Annotated in this window: 15 protein-coding genes and 1 pseudogene; 6 read left to right on the top strand and 10 right to left on the bottom strand. The window is 68.4% G+C overall.

The window, feature by feature from the left end; all coding sequences use genetic code 11:
• Positions 1 to 63: 63 nt before the first annotated feature.
• Positions 64 to 609, bottom strand: coding sequence for a tetratricopeptide repeat protein (locus tag ABGB18_RS48030; RefSeq protein ID WP_347702417.1), 546 nt, complete (start codon positions 607 to 609; stop codon positions 64 to 66).
• A complete protein-coding gene (locus ABGB18_RS48035; RefSeq protein WP_347702418.1) occupies positions 512 to 1,579 on the bottom strand; it encodes a lipocalin-like domain-containing protein in 1,068 nt (355 codons plus the stop codon). The genes ABGB18_RS48030 and ABGB18_RS48035 overlap by 98 nt, the downstream gene beginning before the upstream one ends.
• 327 nt (positions 1,580 to 1,906) lie before the next feature.
• Between ABGB18_RS48035 and ABGB18_RS48040 the strand changes: the two genes are divergently transcribed.
• The 3 genes from ABGB18_RS48040 to ABGB18_RS48050 all read left to right on the top strand — a co-directional run bounded on the left by ABGB18_RS48040 (position 1,907) and on the right by ABGB18_RS48050 (position 4,921).
• Complete coding sequence (locus ABGB18_RS48040) at positions 1,907 to 3,157, top strand: sensor histidine kinase (protein WP_347702419.1); 1,251 nt, start codon at positions 1,907 to 1,909, stop codon at positions 3,155 to 3,157.
• Complete coding sequence (locus tag ABGB18_RS48045; protein ID WP_347702420.1) at positions 3,154 to 3,852, top strand: response regulator transcription factor; 699 nt, start codon at positions 3,154 to 3,156, stop codon at positions 3,850 to 3,852. The genes ABGB18_RS48040 and ABGB18_RS48045 overlap by 4 nt, the downstream gene beginning before the upstream one ends.
• A 547-nt stretch (positions 3,853 to 4,399) precedes the next feature.
• Positions 4,400 to 4,921 (top strand): TetR/AcrR family transcriptional regulator C-terminal domain-containing protein, encoded by a 522-nt coding sequence (locus ABGB18_RS48050; protein WP_347702421.1) that lies wholly within the window; start codon positions 4,400 to 4,402, stop codon positions 4,919 to 4,921.
• Positions 4,922 to 5,316: 395 nt separating this feature from the next.
• On the opposite strand, the gene ABGB18_RS48055 is transcribed toward ABGB18_RS48050, so the two are convergent.
• The 7 genes from ABGB18_RS48055 to ABGB18_RS48085 all read right to left on the bottom strand — a co-directional run bounded on the left by ABGB18_RS48055 (position 5,317) and on the right by ABGB18_RS48085 (position 11,951).
• Positions 5,317 to 6,531 carry a cytochrome P450 gene (locus tag ABGB18_RS48055; protein WP_347702422.1) on the bottom strand — a complete coding sequence of 405 codons (1,215 nt, stop codon included), beginning with the start codon at positions 6,529 to 6,531 and terminating at the stop codon, positions 5,317 to 5,319.
• 170 nt (positions 6,532 to 6,701) lie between these two features.
• Positions 6,702 to 7,526 carry an oxidoreductase gene (locus ABGB18_RS48060; RefSeq protein ID WP_347702423.1) on the bottom strand — a complete coding sequence of 275 codons (825 nt, stop codon included), beginning with the start codon at positions 7,524 to 7,526 and terminating at the stop codon, positions 6,702 to 6,704.
• A 34-nt stretch (positions 7,527 to 7,560) separates the two neighbouring features.
• Positions 7,561 to 7,860, bottom strand: coding sequence for a cytochrome P450 (locus ABGB18_RS48065; protein WP_347702430.1), 300 nt, complete (start codon positions 7,858 to 7,860; stop codon positions 7,561 to 7,563).
• Positions 7,861 to 7,875: 15 nt separating this feature from the next.
• Positions 7,876 to 8,697 carry a class I SAM-dependent methyltransferase gene (locus ABGB18_RS48070; RefSeq protein WP_347702424.1) on the bottom strand — a complete coding sequence of 274 codons (822 nt, stop codon included), beginning with the start codon at positions 8,695 to 8,697 and terminating at the stop codon, positions 7,876 to 7,878.
• 44 nt (positions 8,698 to 8,741) lie between these two features.
• Positions 8,742 to 10,352, bottom strand: coding sequence for an ABC transporter permease (locus tag ABGB18_RS48075; protein WP_347702425.1), 1,611 nt, complete (start codon positions 10,350 to 10,352; stop codon positions 8,742 to 8,744).
• Positions 10,349 to 11,269: an ABC transporter ATP-binding protein gene (locus tag ABGB18_RS48080; RefSeq protein WP_347702426.1), complete on the bottom strand. Its 921-nt coding sequence runs from the start codon at positions 11,267 to 11,269 to the stop codon at positions 10,349 to 10,351. Before ABGB18_RS48080 ends, ABGB18_RS48075 begins: the two co-directional genes overlap by 4 nt.
• Positions 11,262 to 11,951, bottom strand: a complete 690-nt coding sequence (locus tag ABGB18_RS48085) for a helix-turn-helix domain-containing protein (protein WP_347702431.1) — start codon at positions 11,949 to 11,951, stop codon at positions 11,262 to 11,264. The genes ABGB18_RS48080 and ABGB18_RS48085 overlap by 8 nt, the downstream gene beginning before the upstream one ends.
• 301 nt (positions 11,952 to 12,252) lie before the next feature.
• On the opposite strand from ABGB18_RS48085, the gene ABGB18_RS48090 reads away from it, so the two are divergent.
• From ABGB18_RS48090 to ABGB18_RS48100, 3 genes are all read left to right on the top strand, one after another.
• Entirely contained in the window at positions 12,253 to 12,465 is a 213-nt protein-coding gene (locus ABGB18_RS48090; RefSeq protein WP_347702427.1) for a hypothetical protein, read from the top strand.
• 72 nt (positions 12,466 to 12,537) lie between these two features.
• Positions 12,538 to 13,092: a transposase gene (locus ABGB18_RS48095; protein ID WP_347702428.1), complete on the top strand. Its 555-nt coding sequence runs from the start codon at positions 12,538 to 12,540 to the stop codon at positions 13,090 to 13,092.
• Between the two features lie 1,514 nt (positions 13,093 to 14,606).
• Complete coding sequence (locus ABGB18_RS48100; RefSeq protein ID WP_347702429.1) at positions 14,607 to 15,920, top strand: aspartyl protease family protein; 1,314 nt, start codon at positions 14,607 to 14,609, stop codon at positions 15,918 to 15,920.
• A gap of 296 nt (positions 15,921 to 16,216) precedes the next feature.
• On the opposite strand, the pseudogene ABGB18_RS48105 reads toward ABGB18_RS48100, so the two are convergent.
• A pseudogene (locus tag ABGB18_RS48105) lies at positions 16,217 to 16,328 on the bottom strand (SLC13 family permease); the annotation flags it as partial.

Below are 16,328 nucleotides of genomic sequence, written 5' to 3' on the forward strand. Positions count from 1 at the left end.
CGGGCGCCCAACCGCTCGGCGGGGTGCGTCCGGATACACCTCACCGAGGCAGGGTTGAGCTGATCAGGTGTGGCGCCGGATCACCCCCGGGGTGGCCGGGATCGCGCTAGTGTCGATGGCGCGCCGGTCCTCGGCGGTGATGAGGCCCAGTGAGTGGAGGATCGCCACGGATTCGCGCCAGTGGCCCCGCGCCTCGGCGAGTTCGCCGGTCTCGTGGAGTGCCAGGCCGAGCCCCCAGGAGATCTCGGCGGTCGGGTAGCCGCCGAACTGGCCGTTGTCGCGGAGGGTTCGCAGTGCCCGCCGGTGGCAGGCCATCGCCTGTTCGTACTCTCCTCCCAGCCGGTACGCCTCCGCGAGATTGCCGAGCGCCGTGACGCCGTCCGCGGCGGCGCCCGCCTCTTCCAGCAGAGCGATCGAGCGATTGTGCGCGTCGATGGCCTCGCTGATACGGCCCGCGGGCGGCGGAACTTGCCTATCACGGGCCGTTCGGGACCGGGCAAGTGGAGAAGCGCTATCGCCAGTTGGCGTTCTGTTCGACGTAGGTCTGCCCGGTGACCGGCTTGCCCCGGTATCGTCCGGTGACGCTGGCCGCACCTTCGTAGGTGCCACCGAACGTCCCTTGACGTTCCTGTCCCTGCGGCTTGGCAACGACGGTGAGGCTGGCATCCAGCGTGGGGATGTTCACGGTCCACCGAGTGCCGTACCGCTTCCCGGTGGTCGGGCTGGTCCAGAAGCCGGAGGTGGTGTCGGCGAGCGGTTCCACTGCCACCATCTGATGGGTGCCGTCCGGGCGCAGCACGGTCGCGTAAGAAACCTCACGCCCCTCGGCGAACAGGTCCCAGAGGTTGACCCGGTCGCCGTTGGACAGTTGCAAGGGCATCCAGGTCCATTTGTCCATGGTGCTCCAATCCCAGTTTCCCCACTGGCGGTCCAGCCACGACTCGCCGGTCACCGGGTAGGTCCGGTTGTTCACCTTGAGCGTTCCCTGTGTCGTCACGCTAGGCAGGGAATAGTAGTAGCTCGTGCCGCCGAGGAAAGGCATCAGCCCGGTCCCGTTGTTGTACAGCGCGGGTCCCCGCGCGCTGAGTGTCAGGTTGATTTCGCCTACGTCCGGCAGCATGGCGTGCAGTCGCATCGAATCCATCGGCCCCGACAGCGTCGCGGAGGGCGTGCGTATGTCGAGCGCGGTGGTGGAGAAGCTGGCTTGGTCACCCGAGTAGCTCTTGCTCTCGGTGTAGAACGTGCCGGTCGTCTTATCAGTGATCGAGAACATGACCTGTGGGTCCTTACCAGCGCCGAACGTGATCTCGTACCCGAACCGATGGCCATGGGCATTGACATGGCCGATCACGTACCACCATTCCGCGCGTGCGGTCGGATGCGCCGCCTGATCGGCCGGCAGATGCACGAATGTCGGGAAGGCGGGTGCCGCCGTGGCCGCCGCCGACCTGTCCGTGCTCGCTGAGTCGAAGCCGGTCTTGGCCATCGCTGGGACAGCCGACGACGCCGCGACGGCCAGCACCGCGCCGAACACCAGGGTGGCGATGGCCGCGGTTGATCGACGTTGCTGTGTTTGCATATGGTCCTCATCTCTTGCTGATGGGAGCCCACGTGTCCACGTGGTCAGCGCCCACTGCCGGAATCCTGCATGGCCCGGACGCTGCCGTCCCTGGCGAGCCGGTGCCCGGTGGCTCGGCCTATGCCGGTCAAGGCCGCTGCTGACTGCGCCTGGGAGGGTTTCGCGGAATCAATCGTCGCGCTGTCGAGGCAGCGGGGGCCTCCACCAGCGGATGGCAGCGTCTACGCGGTTCTGCGTAGCCAACCCGGCCCCTCGTACGCTCGTCGTCGTAGGCGGTCGCGCGTCTGGGCGGAGTCTTCTCGCGCGAGGTAACCGTAGGATCGCGGCATGAGGCACCCCGCCGCGTGGTTGCGCCTGCCTGTGCCGGCGCAGGACGCGTTGCTCGCGCTCTTTATCACCGTGATGCAGGTTCAGGGCACGGTGATCCGCAATGCCGGTGAGGTGGCATCGCGGCCGCTCACCGACCTCGGATACCTGGGATATGTCCTGCTGGTCGTGAGTGGCGTGGTCGTCGCGGTCCGCCGCCGGTGGCCGGTTCCGGTGTTCGTCACCACCGCGCTCGCCAGCCTGGTGTACTACGGCCTCGACTTCCCGGACGGGCCCGGCTGGCTCGGGCTCTTCGTCGCGCTGTACACCTTGGCCGCCTACGGTGACGGGCGCCGGTCGCTGATGACAGCCGGCGTGGGCACCTCGGTGCTCGCCGTCTGCTGGCTGGTCGCCGGGGCCGACATCGAGCCACGCGCCGCCATCGGCTGGGTGTTCTTCCGGGTCGGCGCGTCGGTCATGAGCGTGGCCCTCGGCGAGTCCGTCCGGTCTCGACGGGTCATCGCGGCCGAAGCTCAGGAGCGTGCCGAGCTGGCTGAACGCACCCGCGAGGAGGAAGCGCGGGCGCGTGTGGACGCCGAACGGCTCCGGATCGCGCGCGAGGTCCACGACACCGTCGCGCACGCCATAGCGATCATCAACGTCCAGTCCGGTGTCACCGCGCACGTGCTCGACAGGAGGCCGGAAGTGGCGCGTGAGGCGCTGCGGGCCATCGAGCAGACCAGTTCCCGGGCGCTGCAGGAGATGCGGGCCATCCTCGGGGTACTCCGTGACGACGGTGACGACGACGGGCGCGTGCCGTACCCCGGGCTGGGGCAGATCGACGAACTGACCGCCAAGGCACGTGAGGCCGGACTCGACATCAAGCTCGAGGAGACCGCGCCCACGGCGCTGTTGCCGAGCGCGGTGGGCAGTGCCGCCTACCGAGTCATTCAGGAATCGATCACCAACGTGATCCGCCACGTCGGCCCGACCCGGGTGACGGTGGCGCTGAACCTCGGGTTCGAGGTCTTGGAGATCCGGGTGAGCGATGAAGGTCGCCATGCCGCCCCAGGTGACGGGCCCGCGGATCCGCATCCACCCGCTCGGCTTCCGAGCGGCACGGGCAGTTCGGCCAGGCCCGGCCGCGGGATCCCCGGAATGCGCGAGCGCTGTCAACTGCTGGGCGGAGAACTCGATGCCGGGCCGATTCCGGGCGGCGGGTTCGAAGTCAGGGCACGACTGCCCCTCGCGCCGACCGGGTTGCGCCCATGAACGCGGCGGCCGCCTCACCATCGGCCCACGCCGCGATCAAGGTGCTGGTCGCCGACGACGAGGGGCTCGTACGTTCCGGGTTCAAGGTCCTGCTCGACCTCGAGGAGGACATCACGGTGGTGGCAGAGGCCACCAACGGCGCCGAAGCCGTCGAACGGACCCGCGCCACCCGCCCCGACGTCGTCCTCATGGACATCCGCATGCCCAGGCTGGACGGCATTCAAGCCACCGCCGAGATCGCCGGGACGCACGGCTTGGAGCAGGTCCGCGTCCTCATCCTCACCACCTACGACACCGACGAGTACGTCTTCGACGCCTTGCAGGCCGGCGCCAGCGGCTTCCTGCTCAAAGACGCCGGACCGGCCGAACTCCTGCATGCCATCCGCGTGATCTCCGCCGGAGACGCGCTGCTCGCGCCTCGAATCACCCGGCGCCTCATCGGCCAGTTCACCGTGCAACGTAAAGCCGCCCAGGCCGCGGAGGACCGGCTCGCGGTGCTGACTCAGCGCGAACGCGAAGTGCTGGCCCTGGTGGGACAGGGCCTGAGCAACGGTGAGATCGGTATCGAGCTGTTCCTCAGCCCCGCCACCGTGCGCACCCATGTCAGCCATGCGATGGCCAAACTGGGCGCGCGTGACCGTGCGCAACTGGTCGTCATCGCTTACCGGACAGGGCTGGTCAGCCCCACGATGTAAGGCAGGGCCACGCCGCGCTCGCGCAGCGATCGGGTGTAGGCGATCGTCGACGGTCAGAGCGAACCGGCTGGGACCTGCACGAGCTGTGCCATTGCGGGCTCACACACCTCGGCGAGGCAGGCGTCAGACCTCTCATACTCATGGCCGAGTCCCGCCGCAACAAGCCGGAGAACGTCGAACGGTATTTCAAGCCCTCGCCCGAGAGCCCACGCGAACTCACGAGCCTGCTCGGCGTCCTCGGGCGGCGGGCATCTACCACTTCAAGCCCCAAGGACCTCATCAGGTCGAGCAGCTCGGCATGGTAGAACTTGGCAGGGTCGTGGGTCTGCAAGTGAAGGTGGCTGTAGACCTCCAGGGAGATCAGGCCGTGCATGCCGCCCCACAAGCGCAGCGCGAGGGCGAGCGGTCCAGCGATCATGGACGCCGCCGGAATGGGACCAGCAATCGGGGGCCTCGGCCCGATTCCCCGCGCTGATTCGCGGCTGGCGCCCCCACCCCGCCTTATCGGTTCTCACCGAGCGGCGATGGTGAATCGTACGTCGGTCAGTTGCTCCGACAGCTCCCACAACCTGCGGCCGGTTTCGGGATCGGTGGCCGCCGGGGCCAGCTGGACCCGCTTGGGCGCGCCGCGCAGTCCTGCTCAACGCCCGAGGACCCGCACAACGAGCATGAGGACCTGCCGTGGTTCGCCGAACCACCGCAGGTGGCGTTGCCGCTCGCGGGCGTGGACTATCTGCGACGAGTGCTGTCGCCGACCGAGCTGGCGCTCTATCGGGTGGTGACGCGGGACGCTCTTCGTTTCCCGGAGCTGGGGCACCGTTATCGCCAGGCCATGGAACTCCGGGCGCACGTACTGGGGCGTTACCTCGACCGTTGGGCGCCCAGCCAGGGCTGGAGGATCGCCGACCCGCGGTCGGCGGCCGCGACGTTCGTGGCGATGCTGGGCAGGGACCTGTTCGAGGACGCCTTGCACGGCGTCCGGGAGCCGGCCGAGCAGGAGATCAGCGACCGGGCGCACGCCGCAGCGAACCAGCTGATGACGCTCCTGAGGCACGGGGCCATCGGGTGATGGTGCACGGTTTCGGCTATCCACCACAAGGTCCCCGCGCGACCGTGCGGGGGCCTGGTTACCGCGCGAGCCTTCGAGTGCGTGCACAGCCAGTCGAGTTTGGGCCTCGAACGGCCGCTGCGGCACCGCCGGGTCTGCGGCCCCGGCCCTGGCGGTGCTGTCTCTGCCGTGCCGGGACGGGCCGCCACCAGGCCAACCCTCGACGGCGCCGGAGCCGTCCGCCACGAGGCCGCCGTCGCCCCCGGCCTGCTCGCTGATGAGGACGGACCAGGCGCTCTACCTGGAACAGGACCGCCGAGGAGATCCCCTGCTCTCGCCTGCAACCTCACGAAAATCAACTTGCCCAGAATCGAAACCAGCAGCAAACTCAGGTCTGGCTTTTCAGGCGCAAGGCACTATGCCTCCTCCCAGGTCACTGGGAGGCGGTGCACACCGTAGATCGCCATGTCGGTGCGCAGGGGGACCTCCTCGTGTGGGACGGCCAGGCGCAGGGTCGGGAACCGCTGGAACAGCGCCGGGAACGCGACCTGCATCTCGACACGGGCCAACTGCTGGCCCAGGCATTGGTGGATGCCGTGGCCGAACGCCATGTGGCCGGTGGCCTGGCGGCGCAGGTCGAGCGTGTCGGGGCGGGGGAAGCGCTCCGGGTCGCGGTTGGCCGCAGGGAGCGACACGACGACCGTCTGCCCCGCTTTGACCAGCTCCCCGCCGAGCTCGACGTCCTCCAGCGCGGTCCGTAGCGTGCCGCCGATGATGCTCAGGTAGCGCAGCAGCTCCTCCACGGCCCTGCCGGCGAGGTCCGGCTCGTCGCGGAGGACGGCGAACTGGTCAGGGTTGCCGAGCAGCGCGAATGTGCCCAGGCCGAGCATGTTCGCGGTGGTGTCGAAACCGGCGGCCAACAGGAGGCCGGCCATGTTGGCCAGTTCCTCGTCGGTCAGGCCACTGTCGGCGACCAAGCCACTGAGCAGGTCGTCGGTGGGGTTGGCGCGCTTGGCCCGCACCAGGTCACCCATGAACCGCTGCAGCCTGGTGGTGGAGGCGAGCTTCTCCTCCGGTGAGGCCGTCAGGCTCAGCAGCGCGACCAGGTCTTGCTGGAACCGGACCCGCTCGCTGGCCGGAACTCCGAGCAGCTCGCAGATCACCAGACTGGGGATGGGGACCGCGAACGCCTCCACCAGGTCGACCGGCGGGCCGTGCCGTTCCATCGCGTCCAGGTGCTCGGCGGTGATCTGCTCGATTCGCTCGGTGAGCTGGCGCATCCGGCGGACGGTGAACTGGCCGGTGAGCAGGTGGCGGTAGCGGGTGTGCTCGGGCGGGTCCGTCGCGATGAAGGCCCCCGGTGGAGCCGGTCGCGGCTTCTCCGTGGTACTTGCCACGGCCACCAGGCTGTGCGCGAGCTCGGATCGGTGGCTGAAGCGATTGTCGGCCAGGACCGCGCGGGCCAGGGCATGGCTGGTGACCAGCCAGCCGACGTGGCCGTCCGGGTAGGCCAGCGGTTTGAGGGGCTGGTCGGCGCGCATCTGCGCCAGCTCCTCTGGCGGATCGAAGGGGCAACCGGCGGGACGCTCCATCGGCATCGACACCGGGACCGGAGTTGAGGAAATGGACATCTATCTCCTTCCAGAGATGTTGTGATCAGAACGCAACGGTCGCTTCTCATGTCCGCGCGACCTCGATGACGTCCGGGAAGTCCACGTCGTACCAGTGATGGCCGGGCGGCGGATCGACCCGGAAGACCCTGAAGTTGCGCCCGCACTCGCGTTGGGGGGCGGCGATTCGATCATTTGAGCCGGCCGGTCACCCCCGCGTCGAATTCGCGGTCGGAGAGGGACCTGTTGAGGTTGAGGAGCTCCTCGGCCTGCCAGCCCACGACGTAACGGGTTTCCGGCCGGTCCGACTCGACGGACTGCCGGATCGTGGTTGCGACCACCTCGGGGTCCGAGGCCGGGTTGTCCCCGCCCGGCCGCGTCTCGACCGCGCGTGCCATGGCCTCGGTCATCTGCCGGTAGGCGCCGTTCCCGGAGATCTCCCGCAGTTGACGCGCGGTCCCGGCCTCGAAGTCGGTCTTGATGATGCCGGGCTGGATGACGACGACATCGATGCCGAACTGCTCGACCTCCTGGCGGAGCGTGTCAGAGAAGGCTTCCAGAGCGTGCTTGGAGGCGTAGTACCAGGCGCCGAGCGGCAGGGCGATCTCGCCGCCGATCGACGACACATTCACGATCGTGCCCGATCGCTGCTCCCGCATCTGCGGCAGAACGAGCTGGGTCAGCCGGGCCGGTGCGAACACGTTGACCTCGAACTCGTCTCGCGCCAGCTCCAGTGGTGTGTCCTCGACCGCGCCGTGGACGGTGGCTCCCGCGTTGTTGACCAGAACGTCGATCCGCTGGTGTTCGTCCAGGATGGTATGGACGACCCGCTGGAGATCTTCTTCCTTGGTCACGTCCATCGGCAGGGCGTGACCTCCCGCTTCGCGGATCGCCTCCATCATGTGCACCCGCCGCGCCGCGCCGTACACGATGTGTCCTGCGCGCAGGAGCTCGAGCGCGGCGGCGCGGCCGATGCCGGATGAGGCGCCGGTCACGAGGCATATCTTGGCAGTCATGTCAGGGGTCTCCTTGATTGAGATTCGATGTCGTTTACGCGTCCCAGGTGACCGGGACCCGGTGGACGCCGTTGACGGCCATGTCGGTGCGCAGGGCCAGGTCCGCTGGCAAGGTGACCAGGCGCAGGGTCGGAAATCGGCCGACCAGGGCGGGGAGCACGACCCGCAGTTCCACGCACGCCAACTGCCGGCCGAGGCACTGGTGGATGCCGTGGCCGAAGGCGACGTGCCCGCCTGACGGGCGGAGCAGTTCGAGGGTGTCGGGGTCGGCGAAATGCTGGGGGGCGCCGTTGGCGGCCGCGATGGAGACGGTTACCGTTTCGCCCGCCTTGATCCGGCGCGCACCTGGTCAGAACTGGTAGCGGAGTATCCAGCCGCTCTCCCTCCAGGACGGAACCATGCTGATCAGGGCGCACAGTGCCCGGTAGTAGAGCGGGGTGCGTGCGAGCAGGGGCGTGTCCAGCTGGTTCTCCTTGTCCACGAACAGCAGGCGGTCATCGAGCTTCTCGGCTGCTCGCGCGTCGTCGAGCGCCCATTTCTCTTCGATGCCGAACTTCGTGAAGAGCGCTGACGGTCGCTTCTGGTGTCGGTTTCTGATCGTCGACGAAATGTTGTTGAAGACGAACTCCCCCCGCGGGAAGTGGTCCATGATCTGCCGGAACACCTGTCGCGCCTCGTCCTCACTGAGAAACCCGAACAGGCCGTCGGCCACGACCACCACCGGCCTGTCGCCCGGGATCTGCGCGAGCCAGCCCGGATCGACGACGGACGCGCCGATGGTGCTGTGTTCCACGCGTTCGGGGTAGAGCTGCCGCGCGACCTCGATGACGTCGGGGAAGTCCACGTCATACCAGTGATGGCCGGGCGGCGGATCGACCCGGGAGACCCTGAAGTCGAGCCCGCACCCGAGATCCAGGACGACCGCATCCGGGTTGTTCGCCAGATACTTCGCAACCCACCCGTCCATCACGCGTGACCGGACGGCCACGGCGAACCGTCCGATGACCATGGACTTGAACTGGGAGAAGTCGAAGTCGAGGCGCTGTACGGCTCGTTGTGGCCATGGGTCGCGGAGGATGGGGCGCCGATCTCGGCTTTCCAGCCATCGAAGGTACAACTCGAGGAGTGCGGTTGCCCGCACGCCGGTGAAGTCGATCAGGATCTTGTCCATGAGCCCTCCTGGCTCTGCTTGTGGTCTGTGAGGGTTGTGCGGGCTCAGCCGACCGGCATGTCACGGCGTCGCAGGCCTGCCAGGCCGAGCACGATGAGCACTGTCGCCATCGCCGTCAGCACGACCAGCGGCAGCACCCTGACCTCACCACCGGGGAGTTGCGGGAGATGGGCGAACGCCGACAGGTCGATCACCCACTGGCTGAGTTCCAGCTCCGCGCCGACCCAACCGAACAGCGTGCTCACCAGGAGTACGGCGAACGCGCCGGCGGAAAAGCGGGGCAGGAGGCCGAACAGCGCGAACGCGAGCCCGGCGAACACCCACACCGCGGGCAACTGGACGAGGGCGGCGCCCAGCATGCGCGGCAGTTGCCCGCCTAGGTCTCCGGTGTTCATCCCGTACGCCAGCCCGACCGCCGATCCGAACACAACCAGTCCGAGCGCGGGGCCGAGCAGCGCGAAGGCCAGGTGGCCGCCCGACCACCGCAGCCGGTCGACCGCGGTGGCCAGGACAGGTTCCACACGCCCGCCGCTCTCCTCGGCCCGTAGCCGGAGCACGGCCTGGATGGCGAGCCCCGCGGAGACCACGCCGAGCATGGCCATCATGCCCACGAGGAACTGGTCCACGACGGTGCCAGGACCGCCTATCCGGGCGAGGATATCTCGCGCCGCCGGAGTGCTGTTGTTCATCACGTTGCCAAGGCTCTCGGCGATGCTGCCCAGAACAAATCCGACCAGGGCGAAGCCCGCGACCCTGCCGGCCAGCGACCCGCGGTGCAACCTCCACGCGAGCGCTAGAGGCGTGCGCAGGCCGGACGCGGCGGCAGCAGGACCAAGACGGTCGTGGAACATGCCGCCACCGAGGTCCCGCCGCCCGGACAGGACGATGGCCCATGCGGTCAGCACGGCGACCGCACAGGCGGCGAGCCCGAGGACCCACCAGCGTTCACCGCCGAACGGCCGGACCTGGCCGACCCAGCCGATCGGCGACAGCCAGGACACCCAGCCGAGCCCGCCGTCGGCCTTGCCGCTGACATCGCCGATGCCGCGCAGCAGGAACGCGGCGCCGAGGACGACGATCCCGATGCCGCGGGCGCTGCCGGCGCTGGTGGTGAGCTGGGCGACCACCGCTCCTATCGCGGCGAAGACGCACCCGGTGCCGGCCAACCCGAATCCGAACGCCAGCGAACCGGCGGCCGGCAGGCCCTGGCTGATCAGGCCCAACGCTGTCAGCATGCCGAGGACCAGGCTGGCGCCACTGGCCGTGATCAGTGCGGCTGCCAGGCCCGCGTGGCGGGAGACCACGGTCGCGCCGATCAGTTCGCGCCGGCCCGCCTCCTCCTCCGCGCGGGTGTGGCGGATGACCGTCAGCATGCTGATCAGCCCGACCATGAGCGGGATGAAGCCCGCACGCCAGGTGACCAGTTCGCCCAGGCTCGATCCGTGCAGCGCGCCGTACGTCACGGTGAAGGCCGTGTTGTGGATGCTCGTCTCCGCGTACTCCTGGCGCGCCTGTGCGGTGGGGTACCCGCTGTTGAAGGCCGCGACGAACGCGAGTGGGAACAGCCACGGGAGGAAGACCCACAGCGGGAGCAGTACCCGATCACGTCGCAGTGCCAGGCGGATCAGCTTTCCCGCGCCGGTCAGCGCGTTCATCGCCGCGCCTCCGCGTGTCGCCCGGTGCTCGCGCCGGTGCGGTCGTAGTGCCGCATGAACAGTTCCTCCAGTGTGGGCGGCTGGCTGACGAGGCTGCGCACGCCCACCGCGGTGAGCTGTTGCAGCGCCGTGTCCAGCGCGGCGGCGTCGACGGCGAAGCGGACCCGGCCGCCCTCGGTGCGCAGGTCGTGCACGCCGGGCAGGCCAGCCAGCCCGTCCACGGGTCCGGACAGCTCGGCCTGGATGGTGGTACGGGTCAGATGGCGCAGGTCGGCGAGGGTGCCGTTCTCGACGGTTAGGCCGTCGCGGATGATGGTGAGCCGGTCGCACAGCGCCTCGACCTCAGACAGGATGTGGCTCGACAGCAGCACCGTCCGGCCGCGGTGCTTCTCCTCCTGGACGGCCTCGCGGAACACCTCCTCCATCAGCGGGTCCAGGCCCGAGGTCGGCTCATCGAGGATGAGCAACTCGGCGTCGGACGCTAGCGCCGCGACCAGGGCCACCTTCTGCCGGTTGCCCTTGGAGTAGGTGCGGCTCTTCTTGCGGGGGTCCAGGTCGAAGCGCTCCAGCAGATCAGCGCGGCGCTTCTGGTCGAGTCCGCCCCGCAGCCGGCCGAGCAGGTCGATCACCTCCCCGCCTGACAGGTTGGGCCACAGCGTGACGTCGCCGGGGACGTAGGCCAGGCGGCGGTGCAGCGCCGTCGCGTCGGCCCACGGGTCGCCGCCGAGCAGCCGGGCGGTGCCCGCGTCCGCTCGCATCATGCCCAGCAGGACGCGGATCGTGGTGCTCTTGCCCGCGCCGTTCGGTCCCAGGAAGCCGTGCACCTCGCCGGTACGGACGACGAGGTTTAAGCCGTCTAGGGCTCTGCTGGATCCGAAGGTCTTGACCAACCCGGCCACCGTGATGGCGTCACTCATGGTCGTGCTCCTCATCCTGGCGGATCGCGGTCACGCGTTCCGCTCGTGGTGGTGTGTCGTGGATCTTGTCGAGGGCGTCCCGCATCTCCGCGGCCTCTTCCGGGCTCAATATGGGGTGGGAGTAGATGTCGAGCATGGCCTTGGCCAGCAGGTGGTCGCCCTCCGGGCTGAACACGTCGACGCCCACGGTCCGTGACAGCTGCCGGTGCAGGATCGGGACGGACAGCGCCATCGCGACGCTCAGTGCCGCGCGGGCCTTACGGTCGGCGTAGGGCGGATCGGGACGTTTCGCGTCGGCTTCCGCGAGCCATTGCTCTCCCAGCTCGACCAACTCGTCGAACACGGGCGCCGCCCAGCCTTCGGTGAGGGCGCGCACCAGGTACTGCTGGTACGGACCCAGCGCCACCCTGCCAAGGGCGATGTAGTTCACGTCGCCGGGCACGGTGTTGGCGCGGACCTGGTCGTTGAGCCTGCGGATCATCTTGGTCAGGTAGGCGTCGCAGACCTCGCGCAGCTCCTGCTTGGAGCCGAAGTGGTGGCGGACCAGCCCCGAGGACACGCCTGCGGTCTCGGCGATCCCCCTGATGGTCGCGCGCTCGAACCCGTGCTCGCCGAAGTTCTGCAACGCCGCGTCTCTGATCCGGGCGCGGGCGGTGAGGTCCTCAGGGTCGGGACCGGACATCGTCACTGGCACCAGCTCCTATCCAACCGTACAGAATACTTCTCACGCGAGAAGCACACTATACCTACGTGTAGTCGCCGTCCAATGCAGGATCCGGTCTGACGACCTTCCGTTATGCGCGGATCCTGCCTGCCAGGTCGTCGCCCATCACTGCGCCTCGCACGGTGAGATCGGCATCAACACCCTCCTGGGGCCTCCTACGGGGGTTGCCCGTCGTGCTGGTCAGCGGTGACGACGCGGCGTGCGAGGAGTTGCACGCCCTGGCGCCCCGGGCCGTCACCGTGCCGGTCCTCGCCGCACCATGCCTGGCGGCCTCGACAAGGTCCTTCACCATGGTTCCGCGGAGCCGCGCACATCGACCCCGGGCTTCCGCCTCTGCTCTGGCCTGCTGGAAGAGCTGATCAGCGGCGTCGGCCGCGCGTTGCCGATCGCTGAGTTCTGCGTGCAGGCGCACGAGGCCCTCGTCTCGCTATCGGCCCGCCGATGTGCCGGACGCGTGCCGAAGAGCATGTGATGAGCATGAACTCGGCCATCTTCGCCTCGCGGAAGGGGGTCGAGAATCGAGAAAGTTCAGGTCGGATGGGGTGTGGAGCGGCAGGGCGCCCGGGGCCTCCAGGCCCTGACCGACCGCCTCGCCGGCCCGCTGTTCACCCGGCCCGAACCACGCGCCGTCTTCCGTGACCTGGTCCGCGCCCTGCTCAGCGACGTGCCCCGCGAGAACTCCTGGCAGCTGTCCGACCACATCGGTCACCCCACCGCCAACCGCTTCGAGCACCTGCTCGCCCGCGCCAAATGGGACCCCGACCGGCTCCGCGACGAGGTCCGCCGCTACGTGGTCGACCACCTCGCCCACCCTGGCGCAGTCCTGATCGCCGACGACACCGCCGCCCTCAAACGCGGCGACCAGTCCGCCGGCGTCACCCGCCAGTACTGCGGCCGCACCGGCCAGGTCGAAAACTGCCAGGCCATGCCCATGCTCACCCATGCCTCCCCGGCCGGGCACACCTTCATCAACCGCCGCCTGTACCTGCCCGAGACCTGGACCGGCGACCCCGCCCACCGTGCCCGCGCCCACATCCCGGACCAGATCGCCTTCGCCACCAACCCGCAACTGGTCATCACCATGCTGCAGGAGGAGTGAGCGGGGGTATCACTCTTCAGGTGACAAGCTCCCTCCTCCTGCGAACGTGGGTCTTCGGCCGGGCCGTCAGAGATCGCTAGCGGGCTGGTGTCACGCGGCCTGCCATAAGATGCCGATCCGAAAATCGGGTGGTCCAGTGGGTCAGGCGGCGCGAACGTCGGCATGAGCAGGGGCACAGGTGCCACGTCCGGTGAGTGCACATGAGCGCCTCCCGGCGAGAGCCGACAGATCCCGTTGAGGACCCGAGGTCAGTCAGGCGATGGGTCAGACTCTGGTGAGAAGCGCCATCTCCATCATCACTGATGGCCATCATGCCGTTGTCCTCGTGGTTGAGGATGTGGCACTGGTAGGGATACTTGCCGGTGAAATCAGGCGGATCACCACCTCACAGTGGACGGGTAGCTGCACAGAGTCACCCGCCACCTGGAGCACTACAACGCGGCCCGACCTCACCGGGATAGTTGTCCCGCCGGTACGGGTGCGAGGTGTGTCAGAGAAAATTCACCATATCGGGCCGGAAATACCCATCAGCCGCAGGAGCGGTTAAAGGGGATCCTGGCGTAGTTCTCGCCGGGTCGTAACCCGGCCTCGTGTGCGGCCTCCAGCCCGGCGCGGCGACCGGCTCGGACCGCCTCACCGCGGCCATGGTGCTCATCGTCGGGCGTGACGTACCCGATGCCCTCATGCAGCCTGACCTCGTTGCAGAACGCCCGGATGGCGTCCAGTCCGGCCTCCGGCTCGTACGGGTCTGTGATCTTGTCCAGGTGCGGGAACTCGTCCTTGACGTGCCCGAACAGCGACTCGATCCACGCCTGGTCGTTCGGGGTGCCGGGGACGGCCGAAGTGCTGGGCGATCCGTGCTCCGGCCACGAACATCCGCGTGGCCGAGGAGGTCATCTGCGGCCCGTTGTCCGACACCGCCAGCAGCACCGGGGAAGAGCGAAGTGGCGCCTGACGCTCAGGCCCAAGTGGACTGGGGCGACGAGGGTGGCATCCGCAGACGTTCTCGGTCAGCTGCCCGACCAACTGGCCGCAGCGGATGGTTCGGCCGACGCGCTCAACCGGGCTGCGCGCCAGGTACGCCGGGCACGGAGTGATCCGCTCGACCGGGAACAGCAGGAGCACAGCGACCACCTGCGTGACCGCGGCGTACAGCCGGTCTCGGCCGAGGCGGGATGGTGCGTGGCATGACGGGCGACGATTGGCGCGATATGTCACGGTTCTCGACGGCGGCCCGTCTGCGCGGCCGTGACACAACCATGACACGGCGCGGACGAGGCGAGGAAACGGACGGCCGATAGTGGACGGAGTTGGCCGGCGGGCGGAGTTACGGAGCGTGCGGTGAAACTCGGGGGCGTGTCGCGAGTGTTGTTGATCGGGGATGACCCGGCCGTTCGGGAGGGGCCAAGAGCTGGCCCCTGACCCGGCTGTCCACCCTGGACGGGAAGCCGCAGGCCGACAGGCCGGAGCTGCTGGGACCGTTCGCTGGAGACAAAGTTCCAGCATAAATGATCATGAAAAGGGAGAAGACCTTGGTTGATGGCGGAGCTTGGGACCGGCGTTCGCTGTTGCGGGGCGCCGCCGTGGTGGCCGGTGCCGCCGCGACCGCGCCGCTGCTAGGCGGCGCGGCCACGGCGCTGGCCGACACTGGTGACGCGGACGCGCTGTTCAAGGCCGGGAAGTTCGAGCAGGCCGGCCGCGCCTACGAGGCGATCTTGAAAACAGACCCTGCGAACGTGCGGGCGGCCCGCCAGCGTGGCTATGTAGCGCTACTGTCCAACAGGTTCCCCGAGGCCGAGAAGTATCTGACGATGGCCCTCAAACTGGCGCCCGACGACAAGGAGACCAACCAGCTCCTGGGCGACTGCTACCTCCGGCAGGACAAACTCGCCCTGTCCGTTCCCTGCTGGCAGGCGACCGGCAAGGAAGCCTACGCCAAATGGTTCGGGGCGGTCAGCGGGAAGGCGTATCAGGTCCAGGGCGACATCGCGCGGGTGCCATGGCTGCAGATGGATCCGTTTCCGCTGGTAGAGGCCTCGGTCAACGGCGGGCCGCCGAAGCGCTTCCTGCCCTACACTGGCGCCTCATGGCTGGGCATGTCGGCGAAGGTGGCCAAGGAGGCCGGGCTGAGCCCCGTCGCCAGTCAGAAGATCGACTATCTGGGAGGCACCCAATGGCAGTACTTCGGGGTGCTGGACTCCTTCAAGCTGGGCGGCATCGAACTGCGCAACGTCCCCGTGGAGTGGTCGGAGTCGGACACGAGTACGGCCCTGGACGCCAGCGATGGCATCATCGGCACGTGGGTCTTCTACCACTTGCTGACCACTTTCGACTACGCGGGCCAGGCGCTGATCCTGCGGCACAAGACCCCCGAAACGGCCAGGAAGGCACGCGCCGCCGCCAAACAGGCAGGTGCAGAGCCGCTGCCGCTGTGGCTGGCCCGTGAGCACATGTGCCACACCATGGGCAGCATCGCCGGCTCCGGACCACGGATGGTGACCGTGCCCATCGGCGGAACCGGCGAGACCTGCGCGAACATACCCGGGGAAACGGCCAAGCAGTTGGGGATCCGCACCGACTACGACCGCCCGGTCGAGACTGCCGCCCATAGCCACCCGGTCGTCGCCTACCCCAGTTACCCGAAGGAGCTCCGCCTCGGCGACGCCGCCGCCAAGGATGTCTACTGCATGACCAACCCCAACCAGGTGCTCGCCCCGTACGGATTCGACATCATGGCCAGCTTCTCCCACAGCTTCTACAAGCCCTACAACCTCACCCTCGACTTCACCGACATGAACCTCTACATCGCCCGGGGCAAGGCCACCTGATGGGCACGACCGCACGAGCGTCATAGAAGGCACCTGGAGCTGTCGGCTCATATGGCTGCGGAGGGAAGGGCGGACCAGACGCCCTCCCCCCCCGTCGCCCGGTGCTGCACCAGATAGTGTCTTGGGCGCCGCAGCAGCCACACGCGGCCGGAGCCCGGCGAGTCGCTAATCGAGCAGGGCCGCCAGTCGTTCTACACCCGCCGACGGCGGATCTCGCTGGCGGAAGTGCCGGGCAGTAGGGCGAGGATGCCCAGCAGTGCCTTGTGAGGGGTGGCCCACCCGGCGACGAACACCGCCATCAGCACGATGACCATCGGCGCCATGTGCACCAGGAAGTCGTTGAAGCTCAACCCGGCACGGCTGGCGATGATGATGTTCGGCGGATCTCCGACCAGGGTGGCCGCGCCG

The sequence above is a fragment of the Nonomuraea sp. B12E4 genome, assembly GCF_039871825.1.
Lineage (GTDB): Bacteria > Actinomycetota > Actinomycetes > Streptosporangiales > Streptosporangiaceae > Nonomuraea.

Bases quoted from the DNA above. Each gene is read 5' to 3' on its own strand.
- ABGB18_RS48085 (WP_347702431.1), bottom strand. From the start codon at position 11,951: ATGTCCGGTCCCGACCCTGAGGACCTCACCGCCCGCGCCCGGATCAGA.
- ABGB18_RS48080 (WP_347702426.1), bottom strand. From the start codon at position 11,269: ATGAGTGACGCCATCACGGTGGCCGGGTTGGTCAAGACCTTCGGATCC.
- ABGB18_RS48075 (WP_347702425.1), bottom strand. From the start codon at position 10,352: ATGAACGCGCTGACCGGCGCGGGAAAGCTGATCCGCCTGGCACTGCGA.
- ABGB18_RS48070 (WP_347702424.1), bottom strand. From the start codon at position 8,697: ATGGACAAGATCCTGATCGACTTCACCGGCGTGCGGGCAACCGCACTC.
- ABGB18_RS48045 (WP_347702420.1), top strand. From the start codon at position 3,154: ATGAACGCGGCGGCCGCCTCACCATCGGCCCACGCCGCGATCAAGGTG.
- ABGB18_RS48060 (WP_347702423.1), bottom strand. From the start codon at position 7,526: ATGACTGCCAAGATATGCCTCGTGACCGGCGCCTCATCCGGCATCGGC.
- ABGB18_RS48055 (WP_347702422.1), bottom strand. From the start codon at position 6,531: ATGTCCATTTCCTCAACTCCGGTCCCGGTGTCGATGCCGATGGAGCGT.
- ABGB18_RS48035 (WP_347702418.1), bottom strand. From the start codon at position 1,579: ATGCAAACACAGCAACGTCGATCAACCGCGGCCATCGCCACCCTGGTG.
- ABGB18_RS48100 (WP_347702429.1), top strand. From the start codon at position 14,607: ATGAAAAGGGAGAAGACCTTGGTTGATGGCGGAGCTTGGGACCGGCGT.
- ABGB18_RS48040 (WP_347702419.1), top strand. From the start codon at position 1,907: ATGAGGCACCCCGCCGCGTGGTTGCGCCTGCCTGTGCCGGCGCAGGAC.
- ABGB18_RS48090 (WP_347702427.1), top strand. From the start codon at position 12,253: ATGCCTGGCGGCCTCGACAAGGTCCTTCACCATGGTTCCGCGGAGCCG.